The sequence below is a fragment of the Arenibacter sp. P308M17 genome (assembly GCF_003426735.1).
In the GTDB taxonomy this organism is placed as follows: domain Bacteria; phylum Bacteroidota; class Bacteroidia; order Flavobacteriales; family Flavobacteriaceae; genus Arenibacter.
The window spans coordinates 306,673-324,488 of record NZ_QVON01000001.1; the positions used below are offsets into that span (position 1 = coordinate 306,673).

Annotated in this window: 14 protein-coding genes, 1 tRNA gene and 1 pseudogene; 5 read left to right on the forward strand and 11 right to left on the reverse strand. The window is 41.5% G+C overall.

Going from position 1 to position 17,816, the window contains the following annotated elements; all coding sequences use genetic code 11:
* Positions 1–275 precede the first annotated feature (275 nt).
* From D0S24_RS01300 to D0S24_RS01310, 3 genes are read right to left on the reverse strand one after another with little or no spacing between them, the layout of a single operon-like run.
* A complete protein-coding gene (locus tag D0S24_RS01300; RefSeq protein ID WP_117018555.1) occupies positions 276–1,436 on the reverse strand; it encodes an exo-alpha-sialidase in 1,161 nt (386 codons plus the stop codon).
* Positions 1,437–1,488: 52 nt separating this feature from the next.
* Positions 1,489–3,270, reverse strand: a complete 1,782-nt coding sequence (locus D0S24_RS01305; RefSeq protein ID WP_117018056.1) for an L-fucose isomerase — start codon at positions 3,268–3,270, stop codon at positions 1,489–1,491.
* A 32-nt stretch (positions 3,271–3,302) separates the two neighbouring features.
* A complete protein-coding gene (locus tag D0S24_RS01310) occupies positions 3,303–4,988 on the reverse strand; it encodes a ribulokinase (protein WP_117018057.1) in 1,686 nt (561 codons plus the stop codon).
* Between the two features lie 290 nt (positions 4,989–5,278).
* On the opposite strand from D0S24_RS01310, the gene D0S24_RS01315 reads away from it, so the two are divergent.
* Positions 5,279–5,350: transfer RNA gene (locus D0S24_RS01315), tRNA-Arg, on the forward strand.
* Between the two features lie 217 nt (positions 5,351–5,567).
* Here the strand turns inward: D0S24_RS01315 and D0S24_RS01320 are convergent.
* The 6 genes and pseudogenes from D0S24_RS01320 to D0S24_RS01345 form a co-directional block, all read right to left on the reverse strand.
* Positions 5,568–6,833: pseudogene (locus D0S24_RS01320) on the reverse strand (efflux RND transporter periplasmic adaptor subunit); the annotation flags it as partial.
* A gap of 5 nt (positions 6,834–6,838) precedes the next feature.
* A complete protein-coding gene (locus D0S24_RS01325) occupies positions 6,839–7,321 on the reverse strand; it encodes a DUF305 domain-containing protein (RefSeq protein WP_117018059.1) in 483 nt (160 codons plus the stop codon).
* Between the two features lie 12 nt (positions 7,322–7,333).
* Positions 7,334–7,930 (reverse strand): DUF3347 domain-containing protein, encoded by a 597-nt coding sequence (locus D0S24_RS01330; RefSeq protein WP_117018060.1) that lies wholly within the window; start codon positions 7,928–7,930, stop codon positions 7,334–7,336.
* Between the two features lie 28 nt (positions 7,931–7,958).
* Entirely contained in the window at positions 7,959–9,152 is a 1,194-nt protein-coding gene (locus tag D0S24_RS01335) for a TolC family protein (protein WP_408912540.1), read from the reverse strand.
* A gap of 55 nt (positions 9,153–9,207) precedes the next feature.
* The gene (locus D0S24_RS01340) at positions 9,208–12,972 is read right to left on the reverse strand and encodes an efflux RND transporter permease subunit (RefSeq protein WP_117018062.1); all 3,765 of its coding nucleotides are present in this window, start codon (positions 12,970–12,972) and stop codon (positions 9,208–9,210) included.
* Between the two features lie 111 nt (positions 12,973–13,083).
* Positions 13,084–13,506 (reverse strand): HYC_CC_PP family protein, encoded by a 423-nt coding sequence (locus D0S24_RS01345; protein ID WP_117018063.1) that lies wholly within the window; start codon positions 13,504–13,506, stop codon positions 13,084–13,086.
* Positions 13,507–13,835: 329 nt separating this feature from the next.
* Between D0S24_RS01345 and D0S24_RS01350 the strand changes: the two genes are divergently transcribed.
* On the forward strand, positions 13,836–14,192 hold the full coding sequence (locus tag D0S24_RS01350; protein WP_117018064.1) for a hypothetical protein: 357 nt from the start codon (positions 13,836–13,838) through the stop codon (positions 14,190–14,192).
* Between the two features lie 181 nt (positions 14,193–14,373).
* Positions 14,374–14,547: an adenylosuccinate synthetase gene (locus D0S24_RS01355; RefSeq protein ID WP_117018065.1), complete on the forward strand. Its 174-nt coding sequence runs from the start codon at positions 14,374–14,376 to the stop codon at positions 14,545–14,547.
* Between the two features lie 280 nt (positions 14,548–14,827).
* On the opposite strand, the gene D0S24_RS01360 is transcribed toward D0S24_RS01355, so the two are convergent.
* On the reverse strand, positions 14,828–15,655 hold the full coding sequence (locus D0S24_RS01360) for a ferritin-like domain-containing protein (RefSeq protein WP_117018066.1): 828 nt from the start codon (positions 15,653–15,655) through the stop codon (positions 14,828–14,830).
* A 21-nt stretch (positions 15,656–15,676) separates the two neighbouring features.
* Positions 15,677–16,411 carry a ferritin-like domain-containing protein gene (locus tag D0S24_RS01365; protein ID WP_117018067.1) on the reverse strand — a complete coding sequence of 245 codons (735 nt, stop codon included), beginning with the start codon at positions 16,409–16,411 and terminating at the stop codon, positions 15,677–15,679.
* 468 nt (positions 16,412–16,879) lie between these two features.
* Here D0S24_RS01365 and D0S24_RS01370 point away from each other — a divergent pair, with 468 nt between their 5' ends.
* Together D0S24_RS01370 and moaC are read left to right on the forward strand one after the other, a co-directional pair.
* Complete coding sequence (locus D0S24_RS01370; RefSeq protein ID WP_117018556.1) at positions 16,880–17,323, forward strand: molybdenum cofactor biosynthesis protein MoaE; 444 nt, start codon at positions 16,880–16,882, stop codon at positions 17,321–17,323.
* Between the two features lie 2 nt (positions 17,324–17,325).
* The gene (gene moaC, locus D0S24_RS01375; RefSeq protein ID WP_117018068.1) at positions 17,326–17,757 is read left to right on the forward strand and encodes a cyclic pyranopterin monophosphate synthase MoaC; all 432 of its coding nucleotides are present in this window, start codon (positions 17,326–17,328) and stop codon (positions 17,755–17,757) included.
* Positions 17,758–17,816: the final 59 nt, after the last annotated feature.

Consider the following 17,816-nt stretch of genomic DNA (forward strand, 5'->3'; position numbering starts at 1 on the left):
GTTACTTGTAAAATCCTAAAAATACTTTGCTGCTAAAACAATGGATCAATGGGTTAGAACAAGTGAAACTGATTTTCAGATCGCTAGTATAGCTTTATCGATTAAGCAATGATAATTAATTCTTTTGTGATTACAAAAGAAAGTGGGTTTAATTTGGAGGGGCTCTTCTAATCTAGTCCGAAATTTAACCATGCACTTTCCGTGTTTCATAATTCACCCCAATTTTACTCCAAGACTTATTTTTAATCTGTTTAGGGATACTCCCAACCTTGGGATTATAGCTGTTTCGGATCTATGACCACATGCTTTACGGACTGTCTAACATAGGTATAGGTAATGTGCACCAAGCCGTCCGAGGTCTGGATGATGGCAGGGTAGGAGTATCCGGATTCCGCCGGTACGTTTTCCAAGGTCATCACAGGTTTCCAATCGGTACCGTTATCGGATATGGCCAAATTAAGCATATTTCTGCCCTTGGGCTCCTCTCCCTCTTTGGTGGTATGGTTGTATATAAGCAGTTGCCTATTATCTGCAAGTGTTACTGCATCGGTGCCCGAATTGGGGTTGGGAAGTTCGGTTGCGGTCATTTTGCTCCAGGTTTGTCCTTGGTCGTCCGACCAGCTTTGGGAGATTACATTTTGCCGTGTCCTGCACAGTACCTGCATTTTTCCATTGGGATAGGTAAGGATGCTGGGCTGAATGGCATCAAATTCCTTACCGTCGTTGATCGGCCCTACAACTTCCCATGTCTTGCCCTTGTCCTTGCTTATTTCAAAGTGTACCATCCAATCCACATCCCCGTCGTCCAACATAATTTCTGTACTGGTTGGGCTAATAATAGTGCCGTCTTCCAATTGGATAGGCTTGTTTTTGACTGGGCCCAACAAGTGGCCAATTTTTTCATCCATTCCCATTTTTTCGGGTTTGGACCATGTTTTACCGTCATCGGAGGAGGTCATTAACATGCCCCACCAAGTCCTAGGATCCGGTCCCTCTTTATAAAATAATAAGAGTGGCCCTTCCTTGGGCTGAAATAGTACCGGATTCCATAGGGGATAACGCAAGGTGTCGTTTTGCACCCCGTTGGCCACTTCTTCCGGCCAGGTCCATTTGCCATTCACCATTCTGGATACCCGGATGCCGACATCGGGATTTCGCTCATGGGTACCTGCAAAAAATGCACATACCAATCCGGTAGGCGTTTCTACTATGGTAGAGGCATGGCATTCCGGAGTGGGCTTATTGTCCAAAGGATAGAGAAGTCCCCCACTTAAATAGGCTCCTTCACCTGGCTGGGACAACGGGGGCAAGGTAAAATTACCGGTAATGTCATTTCCGCTCTTATCCGCTTCCGTTGAAGGTTTTTTCTCTGCCTTATCCTTGCAGGAGAAAATTGTAAAAGTTAGTACTGTTAAAAAAAAGGGAATGGTTTTCATGGTAATTTTGTTTTGTCCGTTTAACAATCAATAATAGGTACTTTTTTTCAATTTAGTATAGTGGACCGTAATTCTGGCAGGCCCTATAGTCGGCAGATTCCTGATCCATACCAAACGAAGCCCAGTCCTTGGGCCTAAAAATGCGTTCTGGCTCAATATTATGCATATTTACCGGAATTCTGAGCATGGAACAAAGGGTAATCAATTCGTCCCCAAAATGCCCATAACTGAAGGCCCCGTGATTGGCTCCCCAATTGTTCATAACGCTGTACACGTCCTTAAATGCTTGGTCATTGTTCAATCTTGGGGCAAACCAGGTGGTGGGCCAGGTTGGATTGGTCCTGGCATCCAAAGTATGGTGTACTTCTTCGGGCAGGTCTACCGTCCATCCTTCCACGATCTGCATAACCGGGCCCAGGCCCTTTACCACATTTATCCGGCACATGGTTACGGGCATTTCGCCTTTGGTGACAAAATGGGAGGAATATCCACCCCCTCCAAAATACTCATACATGGCAGGAGGCCAATCTGTAGCTTCCAAGCATTTTGCAGCTTCCGTTTCTGAGATGTCCCAGAAGGGTTTCATGGCCGGCTTCCCGTTTATTTCCTGTTCGCCAGTACCATCCAGGGTTGATGAGCCGGAATTGATAAGGTGGATAATACCATTTGCCGCCTTGCCTTGTAGCTTATGACCAGTGACCCTTTCTACGGAAGCCGGACTCCAATACGTCCTTACATCCGAAAACATTTGGGCCTGGTTGGTCAAAAGATAACCAAAAAGCATGGAAATACCGTTAAGGCTGTCATTTTCCGTGGCCATCATATAGGGGGGGCGAATGCCATTCCAATCAAAGGAGGAGTTAAGGATGGCCTCCATAAAATCCCCGTTGGGCATATAGTCGTTCCACTGTCGTTGCCCTTGGAATCCTGCAGCAATGGCACCATGCCCTAGCGCCTCCTCCCCGAAGCCCAATGCGGCCAATTTGGGATTGCCTATCATAAGATCTCGGGAGATCAATGTCATTTTTACTATGGTCTCCCATTCTTCATCCATACGCCCCCGGGATTTTTGTAACTCCTTGGCATTGTAATTTTTTCCTTCCCTACAATGTTCTTTGGTCCATTTTAGGGCTTTTTCGAATTCTTCCGGATCAAATATCCCGAGTTGCATCCTGCGGTTTACCTCGCTCATATCCACATATTCGTTCCGCATTCCCAAGTAGTCCTGAAAGAAACTTTCGTTTACAATGGATCCGGCTATCCCCATGGACACGGAGCCTATGGAGAGATAAGATTTACCGTTCATCATGGCTACTGCCAATCCGGCTTTGGTAAATTGCAACAACAGCTTTTGCACGTCCTCGGGAATGTTTTCATCATCGGAGTCCTGCACTTCCTTTCCGTAGATACTAAAGGCAGGCACCCCTTTTTGGGCATGTCCGGCCAAGGCGGCGGCCAAGTACACCGCACCGGGCCTTTCGGTACCGTTAAATCCCCAAATAGCTTTGGGGCGGGTGGGATTCATATCTATGGTCTCCGTTCCATAGCACCAACAAGTGGTTACCGTAATGGAAAGCCCTACGCCTTCCCTAAGAAATTTTTCCTCGCATTTTTGTGCCTCCGGTACCCTTCCAATGGTGGTATCCGCAATAACGCATTCTACCTTACTGCCGTTATAGTTCCTTAGGTTGTTGGAAAGGAAATGGGCCACACGTTCGGCCATGGCCATGGTGGTCTGTTCCAAGGATTCCCTTATCCCGCCCAAACGGGCGTCGATTACCGGTCTTATTCCTACTTTGGGGATAGCTCCTAAATGGTTGTGTATGTTTTGCATTACTTGAATTTTGGTGTATTGAATTAATTTATTTAAATTTTCTGTAATTCCTGGGTTTCAATAAAGTCGCCCAAGAAGCCGTATTGCCCATACAGTTTCGTGTATTTTTTTACATTTTCTGGGATGGGGTAGTATTCTTTTAGAAATCCGCTGCCCATGGCATTTTGTGCCTCCAGAAAGGTCTTGTGGATTCCCGAAGCTACCGCTGCTGCCATGGCGGCGCCAAGGGCACAGGTCTGTTCCGATTTAATTATCCGGATGGGGAAGTTGAGGACGTCGGCCAAGATCTGCATTACGAATTCCGACTTTTGGGCCACCCCGCCAATGGCGATAATACCGTCTATGCGGACCCCTTCTGCCTGAAATTGTTCTACTATTTTTTTGGAACCAAAGGCGGTAGCTTCCACCAGGGCCCTAAAGATATGTGGGGCCGTAGTTCCCAAGGTAAGGCCTTGAATGGCTCCTTTAAGACTTTGGTTGGAGTCCGGCGTTCTCCTCCCGTTCATCCAGTCGAGCGCAATTATTCCAGAGGTATCTATTTCTATTTTACTGGCGGCCAATGTCAATTCGTTAAGGATGCCATCGGCCATTTCTTCCAATAATTTGGTTTTGGTTTCAGCATCCAAAAGGGTACTGTTTCCAATAATTTTGTTGGAGGGCCACAGCAACATTTCCCTGAACCAGGCATACAGGTCGCCAAAGGCGGCTTGGCCGGCTTCCAGCCCTATCATGTTTGGAATAATGGAGCCATCTACCTGTCCACAGATACCGCGGATCGCCTTTTTTCCTATTTCCTCCTTGGGAGCAACGATCATATCACAGGTTGAGGTACCTATCACTTTTACCATTTGATAGGGTTTTATGGCACTGCCAATGGCCCCTATATGGGCGTCTATGGATCCGGCACCGATAATTACCTCTTTGGGCAGCCCCAGTATTTGTGCCCATTCTTCGGAAATAGTGCCTACGGCATGATCGGAAGTATAGGTATCGGTGTACAATCGGTCTCTTAATCCGGAGAGGAGGGGGTCCAAGCCGGACCAAAAGGTATCTGGGGGCAGTCCATTCCAATCAGTGTGCCACATGGCTTTATGCCCTGCCGCACATCGACTTCTTTTTAGGGTCAGGGGATCGGTATTTCCCGTGAGCAGTGCCGGAATCCAATCGCAGTGTTCTACCCAGGAATAGGCCGCTTTGCGGACAGCTTCATCTACTCTCAGGGTATGTAATATTTTCGACCAAAACCATTCCGAGGAGTATTCCCCACCGCTAAATACGGTATAGTCCTTGCCATTTTCACGATGTGCCAGTTGATTAATTTCCTTGGCTTCTACAATGGCCGTATGGTCTTTCCACAGGATGAACATGGCATTGGGATTTTCTTCAAAACCGGGAAGCATTGCCAAGGGGGTACCTTCCTTATTAATGGCAATGGGTGTGGAGCCTGTGGCGGCCACGGAAATAGCGGCTATATTGTTTACAATTTCTTGGGAAAGGGGGGCAATGGTCTCCTTAACGGCTTTTTTTAGGCCTTCTATGTAATCCAAGGGATGCTGTCTAAATTGGTTGGTCTCCGGTTGGCAGTAGAGGCCCTGGCCCCATCTTTCGTAAAGGGCAACGGCCTGACCCATAATCTGGCCATTGGTGGTATCTACGATCATGGTCCTTACGGAATCCGTTCCATAGTCGATTCCAAGGGTGTATTTCCGTTTTTGCATAGGTGGTATAGTGAGTAATTTAATCTAATTTAAACGTTTAAGCAAGCAAAGTAAAAAAATATCCCCAGACTCTTGTTACAAATTTGACTTTTTAACAATTGTGGGAATTGGTTAATGATTTCGGTATTTTGTGGCTTAGATACAGGATTTACAGCGTCTTTTTATTGGAAAAGGACGCGATAAAATCGCCCCCTCTTACAATTATTCAAAAACAATCCATAAAGTATCGAGTTTTTTTATCAAATAAATTTTACTTTTGCAGCCGCGGTTTAAAATATTGAATTGCGAATGGCCTCATAGTTCAACGGATAGAATAGAAGTTTCCTAAACTTTAGATCCAAGTTCGATTCTTGGTGAGGTCACTTTTTAACTAGTAAATCAGTATAATTTGATATAAATTTAACTGATTTACAGTGTTTTAGATAAATTTTGATATCAAATGGGTTTATTTGATATCAAATGGGTTTATTTGATATCAAAGGATAGAGTTCACAAATCGTCAACATTTTTGTCAAATGTTTTCGTAACTTAAGGCTACTTGTTTCAAATTGATTAGGCTTAATAATATGAATCCTAGTTCATACCATCATGCCCTTCATGGCTAGTCAATGTTTTTCCACTTTCTTTATTCATCATTGACTTTTTGCCCTGCAATTGTGCTGCTGCATCTATAGTGAATGTGCCATTGGTGACTATTTCATCATCCATGTCCAAACCATTTAAAACTTCATAATTTTCTCCAATGGTTTTACCTAATTTAACTTCTCGCATTTCGAAAACAGGTTCATCAGGGCTGCTTTTTAGATATACGACCGAACGTTCCCCAGTCCAAAGGACCGCTGTTGATGGTATATTTAGGGAGTGTTTTTTTTCCGACGAAGAATCCTCAATTTTCCCCTCAACAAACATACCCGGTTTAAAAATGGCCTCTTTATTATTTAAGACCACACGCAACTTAACCGTACGCGTTTTGGTATTTAAAACAGGATCGATAAAATCTACCGTTCCTATAAATTCTTGATTTGGATATGCATTTGTTCTTGCAATAACCTCCTGGCCCCTTTTAAATAAGTCTATTTGATTTTCATACACATCAAAATTTGCCCAAACCGTAGTTAGATTAGCAATTTTAAGCAAGGGTTGCCCTTGCTTTATGTAATCGCCTTGTGCTACCAATTTTTCTGTTACCGTACCAGATACGGTAGCGTATACAGGAAAATTCTCAAGTACTTTACCTGAGGTTTCAATTTTATTTATTTGGATTTCTGTTAGTTTCCAAAGTTTCAATTTGTTCCTTACAGCCTCGTACAAAGCTGGTTGGGATTCTTTTAAGGTAACTGCCGTAATCAGCTCTTGTTGGGCAGCATAAAGTTCTGGGGAATAAATAGTGGCCAATAATTGTCCCTTGCGAATCTCCTCTCCTGTAAAACTCACATTCAAGCGCTCTATTCTTCCTGAAAAATAACTCACTTGGACCACATTGGCTTCTTCGTTTTCAACAATTTTACCTGATAGCTTTACAGTATTATTTTCGGTTGTTCCATTACCAACTACAGTGGTTTGTATATTTGCCAATCCCATAGCATTAGGGGTTAATTTAAATTGGTCTGCTGTTAAACCATCTACACCTGCCTCTGCAGGAATCAGATCCATCCCGCAAATAGGGCAATCCCCCGGTTCTGCTTGCATAATTTGTGGGTGCATGGAACAGGTCCACATCTGACTGTGTTCGGCCACTTCATTATGATTATGTTCTGTTTCGTTATTGGAAGAATTGCCAAAGAACAGCCTACCTATGAGAAACCCCAGCGCTAATATTCCGAAATATATAATATACTTTTTCATCGTTCCTAATTTGTTTCATTTTCCATTCGTTTTATCATGGCTTTCATTTCTTCAATCTCCTTTTGTTGAGCTTTAATGATGTCATCTGCCAATTTTTTAACTTCTGGATCTTTAATATCTGCTCTTTTACTTGTTAAAATGGCAATGGAATGGTGGGGAATCATCGCTTTCATCCATAGGACATCACCTATTATTGGTCTTTGTGTCCTTACAAGAACTAAAGCTCCGGTAAAAAGGATAAGGCTACCCATTAGAATAGCGATATTCTTTTTTTTGTTTTTGTACATTTTTAGCATAAAGAGCAGCATTATAACTGCCATTGCCGAAATACCTAAACAGGTCATGTAAAACCGTGTCAAACTAAAATACACATGGTCAATAGTATATGTATTTAAGTACATAGTAATATACATTGCTATAAATGAACCTCCTAACATTAAAAAAAATGTGGTGTAATTGTTTTTTGTTTTTTGTTGTGAATTTTCCATAACGATATGGTTTTATAGTTTTTCAATTGTCTCTGTAATCGTACCGCATTTTAACATCTTTTGTCCATAATACGGATTTTGGATTAACTTGTCATTGGAAAGCCAATATCCTCCAGCATTGTTAAATGCCATAGGGCAAAATTGTTTGTAGATTTCCCCGGATGACAACGATTTTTTAAGGAGCGGCTCTATTTGGGCAGTAACTTCAGAAAATGCTTTTCGCTGTATTTCTATATCATCGGTATCTGCAATAGACGAGGCGGTGGATTTCAATGCAACGTTGTCCGTATTTTCAATGAGCATCCTTGCACCCGATTGTGCCTCGGCAATATCGGAATTTACCAAGGCGGTCTTAATATGAATATAATGCTGAAATATTGCCTCGGTTTCTACATCGTTAAAGTTGGCCTTGGTATTTACTTGTTCCGGATTGTCCGTTTCTGAACGCAAGGTATTATCCTGTGGGTTTTCTTTTTTTGCTTCTTTACAAGACATCGTAATTAGTCCAATAATAACCATTCCCATAATTGTTGTAGTTAATCTTACTTTTTTACTCACAACATTTTTATTGTTGTTTTTGTGTCCGTGATTTTTCTTTGAAAAGTTCATTGTTATTAATTTTAGATTAAACTTGATTTTAGTTACTTAAATAATTGATTATTGTAGTTTGTAAATAGTAGGTTTTAACAGATTCGATTTGGTTGATCTGAAATTTTAATTGTAATTCCTGAATATCCAGAACATCCTTAAAATCAATTGTTCCAGTTTCATAACTTTTGATTAGAATTTCTTCGGCATCATTGGCCTGTTTTAAGTTTTTGGTTTGAGTATTGTAGCTGATTCTTGCAGAAATCCTATCATTTACAGCTTTATCCAAAAGTGTTTCCAAATTGTTTAGGCGTTCTTGTTTCTGTGAAGTTATTTCCTGCTGTTGCAATTCGTTTTGCTTGCTTTGGGAATTGTATTTTTTATTAAAAATGGGTATTGATACCGACACCATTGGCATTACGATATCTTTTCCGTTATCGCTAAAACTCATATCTGGGCGTTCATCAACATTGATATAATCCAATCCGAAGCCAATCATAGGAAGGCTTTCTTTTTGGTTCAATAGTTCGGACTGCTCAACAGATTGGTAGAGTTTGTCATATTTAACCAATTCGGGATGTAGGAGTAAATTTTCTGTTTTGATCAGGTCGTCGATTTCCGATGGAATAGTTAGTTTGTCAACCACGATCACAGCTATATCCTTATCACGGTTTAAAAGTTTATTGAGAGCTGTTTGTTCAGCCAAGTATTGTTGGCCCAATACTGCTTTCAATTGTTCCAACTCATTTTGGCGCATTTGTAACTGCAAGACATCCACTGCCGAAGCTTTGCCAACTTCCAAGGAGGTCAAGGCCAAAGTTTCATAGGTTTTTAACAATTCAATGTTGTCAATCAATATCCTTTGTTTTGCCCTGTTTGCATATAGATTAAAGTAGGTTTGTGATACGGAAGCCATTAGTTTTCTTTTGGCAATCACTATGTCTTCATACTTTACATCTGCCAAAGAACTTACATAGTTTTCTCTTGCCGTAATGTTTCCAAACCAAGGTAACATTTGTTTAACGGAGACTTTGAAGCGTTGGGGCCCTGTCCTGGTCTCTGGTTCGCTCACAAAATAACCAACACCCAGTTCAGTATTTGGAATCGCGTTTACTTCATTTAATTTTTCCGAAGCTATACCATATTGCAATTCAAATTTTTGAATTTCTGGACTATTGGAAATAGCCTCATCAATATAGGTTTGCAAATTTTGGCCATGACTGTTTAATACAAAGAATAACATGCCTGGGAGCAAGACCAACTTTATATGTGTTTTATGTTTTATCATCCTTCAATATTTAGGGTATCAGAATCTTTTTTAATCTTCTTTTGGCAATCCGTTCTTTTCTCCAACTATAGAGCACCGGAACAAGGAAGTAAGAGGTGGTGTCCAGTAACATTCCTCCGAAAATAGGGATTGACATCGGGATCATAATATCACTCCCTTTACCCGTAGAGGTCAAAACTGGCAAAAGAGCTAAAATAGTGGTTACGGTAGTCATCAGGCATGGCCGTATGCGCTTGGAAGCTGCTTCCAAAGTAGATTTTCTTATTTCCCCTAGATCTGTAGGGTCGTTTTTATCAAAGGTCTGCGTGAGGTAGGTGGCCATAACCACACCATCATCGGTAGCGATACCGAAAAGGGCAATAAAACCAACCCAAACTGCCACGCTCAAATTGACGGTTTTAATATTGAAGAGTTCCCGAAGGTTTTCGCCAAAGAAATTGAAATTCAGAAACCAGTCCTGTCCATAGAGCCATATCATGACGAAACCACCGGCAAATGCCACGGCAATTCCGGTAAAGACCATAAAGGTTGTAGAAACCGACCGGAACTGGAAATAAAGAATTAAGAATATAATCAACAAGGCCAAAGGAACAATGATCGATAGCGTTTTTTCGGCACGCAATTGATTTTCATAGGTTCCGGTGAATTTATAACTGATCCCTTTAGGAACTGTTAATTCTCCATTATCAATCTTATGCTGAATAAGCGCTTGGGCATTTTCAACCACGTTCACTTCCGCAAAACCGTCCAATTTGTCGAACAACACATAGCCCATCAAAAAAGTATCCTCACTTTTTATGACTTGCGGACCTTGTTCGTAACGAATGTTTGCCAGCTCACTCAATGGCACTGGGTTGTTCTTTTCTACAGGCACATATATACGTTCTAAATCGGATGGGTTTGCCCGCAATTCCCTTGGGTAACGAATTCGAACACCATAGCGTTCCCTGCCTTCCACAGTTTGCGTCAACGACATTCCTCCAACAGCTACTTTTAGAACATTCTGTACTTCCTCGATAGATACCCCATAGCGCGCCAGCTTTTCCCTGTCAATGTCAATAAGAAGGTATGGCTTGCCTACGATTCGGTCGGCGAAAACAGCTTCTTTTTTTACGCCTTCGGCCTGTTTCAGTATATTTTCCAATTCGAGTCCAAAATTTTCTATCTTTTTTAAATCCTGACCTTTAACTTTGATTCCCATTGGTGCGCGCATTCCCGTTTGAAGCATTACCAAACGGGTTTCTATGGGTTGTAATTTTGGAGCGGAGGTTACACCTGGTAGTTTGGTGACCTTCACAATTTCAGTCCAAATATCATCTGGGGAATTGATTTCTGGTCGCCAGTTTCGGAAGAATTCGCCATCCTTATCAGGAATTAGATTATTGGGCGATTCGTCAACGGTTGTCAGAACCTTTTTGCCATTTTTTCGTGCATTTTCAATTTTTTCCGATTCCAGTGAATGATTAGGGTTATCAACCAAACTACTGTCCTTTAGAATAAATAATCCATCATCGTTCACTTTATAGCGTTGGCGATTTCCTTTTTCATTCAATATATATTCTGATTTGTACTGGATTATATTTTCGTACATAGATAAGGGAGCTGGATCCAATGCAGATTCCGTTCTTCCGGCTTTTCCGACCACGGTCTCAATTTCGGGAATGCTTGCAACAGCCATATCCAACTGTTGCAATACCCGTTTGTTTTCTTCAACCCCTGCATGTGGCATCGAGGTGGGCATCAAAAGAAATGAACCTTCATTTAGTGATGGCATAAACTCCTTCCCGGTGTTCTTATAAATGATGAAACCAAGGATAAGAAGTGATGTGGGAATGGTTAAAAAAAGGAACCGGTTTGCCAAGGCCCATTTAAGGATATGTGAGTAGTAATTTTTGAAAATTGAAAAGCTTGCCAACAGGCCAAAGCAGATAATACCCACGAAAATCAGATTCCAGAAAACGCTTTTGTCAACTCCCAATGGCCGCCAATATTCTGCCAATAAGAATACAATGGCCACTGCCGAAAGGGAGATGCTGTATTTACTGGAGCGTTCTTTAGACCAATTGCCACGTAGTTTCGCGAATGCCAGAAAACTAAAACCCATCAGAATAAGTCCTAGCCAATGCCCGAAAATTGTCACAATAAACCCGGCAACCAACAATAGGCCGTTGATGCCATAATTGGTACTTCTCCTTATTTTTCTATTCTTGAACAAAAATGCCGCAAATGGTGGAATCAAAAACAAGGCAATAATAATGGATGCCGTAAGTGCAAATGTTTTGGTAAATGCCAGGGGTCGGAAAAGTTTTCCTTCTGCCCCGATCATCGTAAATACAGGTATGAAGCTTATTATCGTTGTCATCACTGCTGTTACAATAGCTCCAGAAACCTCGGCTGTGGCGTTGTAGACTATTGTATTAATAGGAAGTTTATGGTCATCTTCATCCAAATGCCTTATGATATTTTCAGAAAGGATAATTCCTACGTCTACCATTGTACCAATGGCAATAGCAATACCGGAAAGTGCCACAATATTAGCATCAACACCAAATATTTTCATGGCTATGAACACCATCAAAACCGCAACGGGTAGAAGTCCGGATATAAGTACTGAAGCACGAAGATTGAAAACCATTATAATGATGACCAAAATGGTAATCAGTATTTCTAAAGTTAGCGCTTCGTTAAGTGTTCCCAGGGTTTCTTGGATAAGCTCAGTTCTGTCATAAAAAGGAACAATGGTCACTTGGGACGTTCTTCCATCACTTAATACTTTAGATGGTAAACCTGCACTCAATTCTGTTATTTTATCCTTTACATTATTGATGACCTCCAATGGGTTTGCTCCATAGCGGGCAACAACAACGGCCCCAACGACTTCCGCACCTTCTTTGTCCAACAACCCCCTGCGGGATGCCGGACCTAAATTCACTTTCGCAATATCTTTGATCTTGATAGAAGTATAATCCTCAGAGGTGACCACTGTATTTTCAATGTCCGCAACAGATTTGACATAACCCAGGCCACGAACCAAATACTCTACTTTATTTATTTCCAAGGTCTGTGCACCAATATCTTTATTGCTTTCCTTGACCGCTTTTACAACTTGGTTCAGGCCAATATTGTATTGGCGCATCAATTCTGGATTTACATCAATTTGATATTCCTGAACATAGCCGCCAATGGATGCTACCTCGGAAACACCACTTGCCGCTGACAGTGCGTATTTTACGTAGTAGTCCTGAATGCTTCTCAATTCCTGCAAATCCCAACCACCGGTTACATTGCCATCTGTATCCCTGCCTTCGAGGGTATACCAGAAAATTTGCCCCAAGCCAGTGGCATCTGGACCTAAAGCAGGATTTACCCCTTCAGGGAGCAATCCACTGGGTAAGGAGTTTAGTTTTTCAAGAATCCGACTGCGGCTCCAATAAAATTCTATGTCCTCTTCGAATATAATATAGATGCTGGAAAACCCGAACATAGACGAACTACGTATGGTTTTTACACCGGGGATACCTAAAAGCGATGTGGTTAAGGGATAAGTGATCTGGTCTTCTATATCCTGAGGCGAACGACCATCCCATTTAGTAAATACGATTTGTTGGTTCTCACCGATGTCCGGAATTGCATCTACAGCAACCGGATTGCGGGGCAAAAATCCAATATCCCAATTGAAAGGTGCGTTTATAATGCCCCATCCAACAAACAATACGAGCATGAGTACCGCAACCAATTTATTCTCGATAAGAAATTTAATTCCTTTGTTGAGCATTTTAAGTGATTTTTAAACATTTTGAAATTGAATTGGCCTAAACCCAACGTACAACAGGTTTAGCCCTTAAACAACAATGGTCGTTGGGCTTTAATTTCTATTGTTTATAAATCAAATAAGGAAGATCTGATCCAGAATTTGGATATCACGTATCAGAGGTGGAGGAGAGTAATCCCCAAAAGGAATAATATTTTTGTCAAATCCTTCAAATAAGTTTATGTAGGTATGAACAAATGAGGTGAGAAATAGTTGTTGGTCAAAAGAAATGTGGTCGAATGTAATTTTTAAATCATCCTGTCCATCCTGTAAAAATTGAACGTCAGTACAACAATCCATATCCATTTTCACAATTGAACATTCACTGCCTGAAGTTAAATTGTCTGCCTTCATCAAACAGGCGTCAGCCTCTTCAAAGAAGCTGAAATCTACCAAATGGTCGCCACAATAGTGCATATCCACAGAAAAGGACATCGTGGAAAACAGCACTATAAAGGCTATTACAATGGATACTATTTTTCGAAAAAATGCTAACATTACTTTGTAAAAGTACAAAATTTATAGGTCTATTGTGATTTTTAACAGAAGATTAGAATTATCAATTTTTAGAAGTAGGACTATCCCACCTTCTGGGTTCTGTACTTTCTTTTGTTTGTTCTTAGGTGTTTGATGTTGTAGATAGGGAGGCAGCTATTGATCAATTATTTCAGGAAAACCTTCGCAGCCAATGTTGCATTGACGCATGGAGTATCTTTTATGTTGTTTAAATGTGCTCTACAATCTTATAACGTTAATTATAAAATATTTAGAGCAAAGATAACAATGCTAACTTCGTTACATTTCATTGTAATTAAAATTATGTTGAAATGATTACAGAAAATAAAAATCAAGATAAAAATTCCGGATCCAAGGGCTTGAATAATGAGGTGCAACAAAATCGAGGCTTGAACCTACAAAGAAGCCCTAGTGAGGATTCTGATGAAGGGATTGGCAAACCTGTTGATAATGGCGGCGTTGTAACTTCAGAATATGATGTTCATTTGGAAAAACAATGGTTGGCCGTACGTGATGATTATCTCGCAAATTTTCCAGAGCTAAACGATTTGGATACTAGGTATGACAAAAACAGCTTTGGTACTTTAATCGCGAACTTGGCCAAAAGACGTCAGCAAACATCTGCCCAAGTACAAGAGGAAATAATGAACTGGCCTTCTTCAGAATAATAGCTGTTTGGCTTACTTCCTTTTAAGGTGTTTTTTAAAGTTGTTTTCCAGTATTGAAAATGAAATAATATTGGGATTATACTTTGAAATAGCTATGGGTTTTCCCATCAAAAAAACAAGGAAACCCAAGAGATGTCTCATTTAATTTAAAATCAAATATAAGATACATTAAAATAGAACCATGTTACATAAACTACACCCTTTACTACTCCAATTGCCCATAGGTACCCGTAACCCGGACGACAATAGTCCCATTGATCTTACAAGCACATTTGATATTGTTGTATATATTATCCTGCCTATACTAATGATCATCTTTTATATTCTTTGGAGGAAGAAAAATAAGAAGGACTAGAATTAAAATTTTGTCAGGGATTATTCCAAACCGTCCCATTATATCCTGTTTTCTTCATATAAAAACCCCATCCCCAAAATTGGGAATGAGGTTTGGGGCTCTCATTTCTAGGAAGAAAATTAACTTAGTAATCCTAGTGTTAAGTTAACCGTGAAATAACTTCTCGACTGCCCGCCCGAACGGGCCGTTCGGTACGGGCGGGCGCTCCAAGTGACGATAGATTGTCTGGTCGAGCGGAGTCGAGACCTGAATTCAATACCATAATATCCTCAACATAACACTAGGAAACAATAAAGAGACTGGCAATGGCAACGGCATCATCGCCGGACAAGGGCTCGTCATACGCCTCTGTAGAGGCTTCCATACTGAAAGCAGCGCTATTTCCCAAAGTAGTGACATCCAAACCTCCCTGAACCACATTTTCTTCCCCGTTATATACGGCCTGGGTTGCTTCGGGCATGCCTTCCCCTCTTTCCTTATTCGTGATCCAACCTTTAAGACTTCTCAGTCTTCTAATCTCCGAAGCGTGCATGGCCTCTACGGCATGGATCTGTAAGGCTGCCGTTAAAAACGGAGATCCCAAAAGATTACCTGCCTGGCCTTTGTAGGCCCTCACACCGGTATCCTCAAAGGCCTGTGCCAATGCCAATAATTGTGCATAGGCGGTTTCCTGGCCTATTCCATTTTCATTAAATGGATCGAACGTACCGCCAACGGTAAAATCGAATGTAGGTTTTTCCACAGGGGTAACACCTGCGCCTTCCAGGCCTGCAATTAGAAAATCCACATGTGCCTGTTCGTGCTTTGAAATCTGCATGTATACGGTTTCCGGTCTTCCGCTGGGCAGTACTCCGGACTGCAGGGCCAGGTCATAGAATTCGTCCTCCAAGTACTCTAAGGTCAACGCCAATTGAAGTGCGGCTACAGGGTCATTTCCCATATCCTGGGCAAAGGTTTTTTGGGGCATTGTAGCCAATCCAAGTGGTACCGCAGCAAGGGCCGCTTTTTTGCCCAAAATGCCCAAGGCGCCAAATATTTCTCGTCTGGACGACCTTCCGGTCAGCATCGACTGGTTTGTAAATTCGTCTAAAAATTTTATAATGCTCATAATTTTATTTCTTTTAAGTTATTAAGGCAAGTTGTTTGCCGTGAAAGCTGTTTTTATAAATCCTGTGGCACCAACCGCCGCAAGTATTTCCGATGGATCCAGGGCGGCACTCAGTCCGGTATCCGTGGTTACATAATCATCCCCTGCAAAATCCGCGGATCCGGGGTTCAGCAATGATCTAATGGCCGATGCATGCCTTGCTTCTACAGAAACAATTTTGCCGGCCAATAGTAAATATCCTGGATCGGTTATAAGTTTTCCGGCACCATTGTAAGCGGCTACCCCGGTATCTTCCAGAACCCGGGCCGTACCAAGGACCATTTCCCTGTTCCCAAAATCGAGACTTCCGTAGTCAAATTCCAAGGTAGGGAGTACCAAGTCGGTATTTCCATCCACGGCAGCGGTAATAGCGGCCTTAAAAAAGTCCCTATGATTCACCTCATGGTAGTACAGGTCCGTCAATACCTGCATTTCTTCATCGGATATGTTTCCATAAAATGAATTGACCACTTTAGTGTAGAAATCGGCTTCCAACTGTTCAAGTGCATAGGCATAATTAAGTACACCAAGATCTCCCTTTCCCAAATCGAAAATACCATTTCCGGGATCTACGGGAGGATCTCCCCCCATATCGTCGTCGTTGCTACATGCTACCAAAAGACCGGCTCCTACAACGCCCAGCCCCCCTATTTTAAGGAATTGGCGCCTATGGTTAAGGTTGCTGATAGGTGCTATCCTAATACGTTTTTTGTTCATAAGGCATATCATTTTTAAGGTTAATACAGCCTTACCTACGAGAAAAGAAAGGGGAGGTTTTAATTAAAATGTTAAAAAAATGTTAAAACAAGTGATGGGATAAGCTAATAGCAGGCCAAGATGAAATCATTTTGTTTTAATGATAAACAGTATCCCATAGAAATAAGGAGGTTGTATTAAATGGGGCGGCATCAAATATGTCATGGATTAACCCAAAAGTTGGAGTATTCTTTAATCTCCGTTTCAATTTAAACAATACCATTCATAACCATTTGATTACATTTGTAATGAGGAAGGAATAATCCATCTAAAAGCTCATGGATCGGGGTCTGTTAGGGGCTCGGTCAAGATGGGCAGGAGCATGTAGAGGCCCTAATAGGATACATGAACAGACCTTTCACTTTGGTTGTGGGGTGCATATGGCCATTGATGCTTACAATTGTTTTGGCTTGCTTAAATTTGCTGATTATGGAGAAAAACAAAATAAAGAACGTATTTGTACAAGGGGCTATTGGCCCGGAGTTCATTGCCAGTTCCATTGCCAAGCACCAGTCCAAGACTTCTATTGGGGCCCACGATATTTTTTTGGGCCAGGTTAGGGCGGATCTAATTGACGGGCAGGAAGTTGCCGCCATAGAATATACGGCCTATGAGGAAATGGCCAATGTAAAATTTCATGAAATTAGGGAGGCCACCTTTGCCAAGTACAACTTGAGCTGTATGCATATTTATCACAGTTTGGGAAGGGTAAGGGCTGGAGAAATATGCCTGTTTGTCTTTGTGTCATCACCGCATCGTAACCAAGTTTTTGAAGCCCTGCAGTATGTTGTGGAAGAAATAAAAAATCTGGTCCCTGTTTTTGGCAAGGAATTGTTTAAGGATGATTCCTATCAATGGAAAGTTAATAAATAAAGATGGTAGATATTACCCATAAAAAAGCTACGCTCCGCACTGCCATTGCCCAGGCTATAGTCCAGGTAAGTTCGGAAGATACCATAATGGCCATAAGAAACCATACGGTACCCAAGGGCGATGTGTTTGCAATGAGCAAGGCTGCAGGCCTATTGGGGGTCAAAAAGACAGCAGACCTTTTGCCGGACTGTCACCCATTGCCCATAGAATTTACCGATATCTCCTATTCCATAGAAGGGTTGCGGATAAAGGTTTTGATAACGGTGAAGACCATTTACAAGACCGGGGTAGAAGTAGAGGCTATGCACGGTGCCAGTATAGTGGCCCTGAATATTTACGATATGCTAAAGCCGATAGACAAGGGGATTGAGATTCAAAGTATTAAACTGCTAAAGAAAACAGGGGGCAAGTCGGACATTGGTATAAGCGAATAATCTTTGAACGAGTTCTCCAACTATATTTTTTAACAAATCTTTTAGAATAACTCTATATA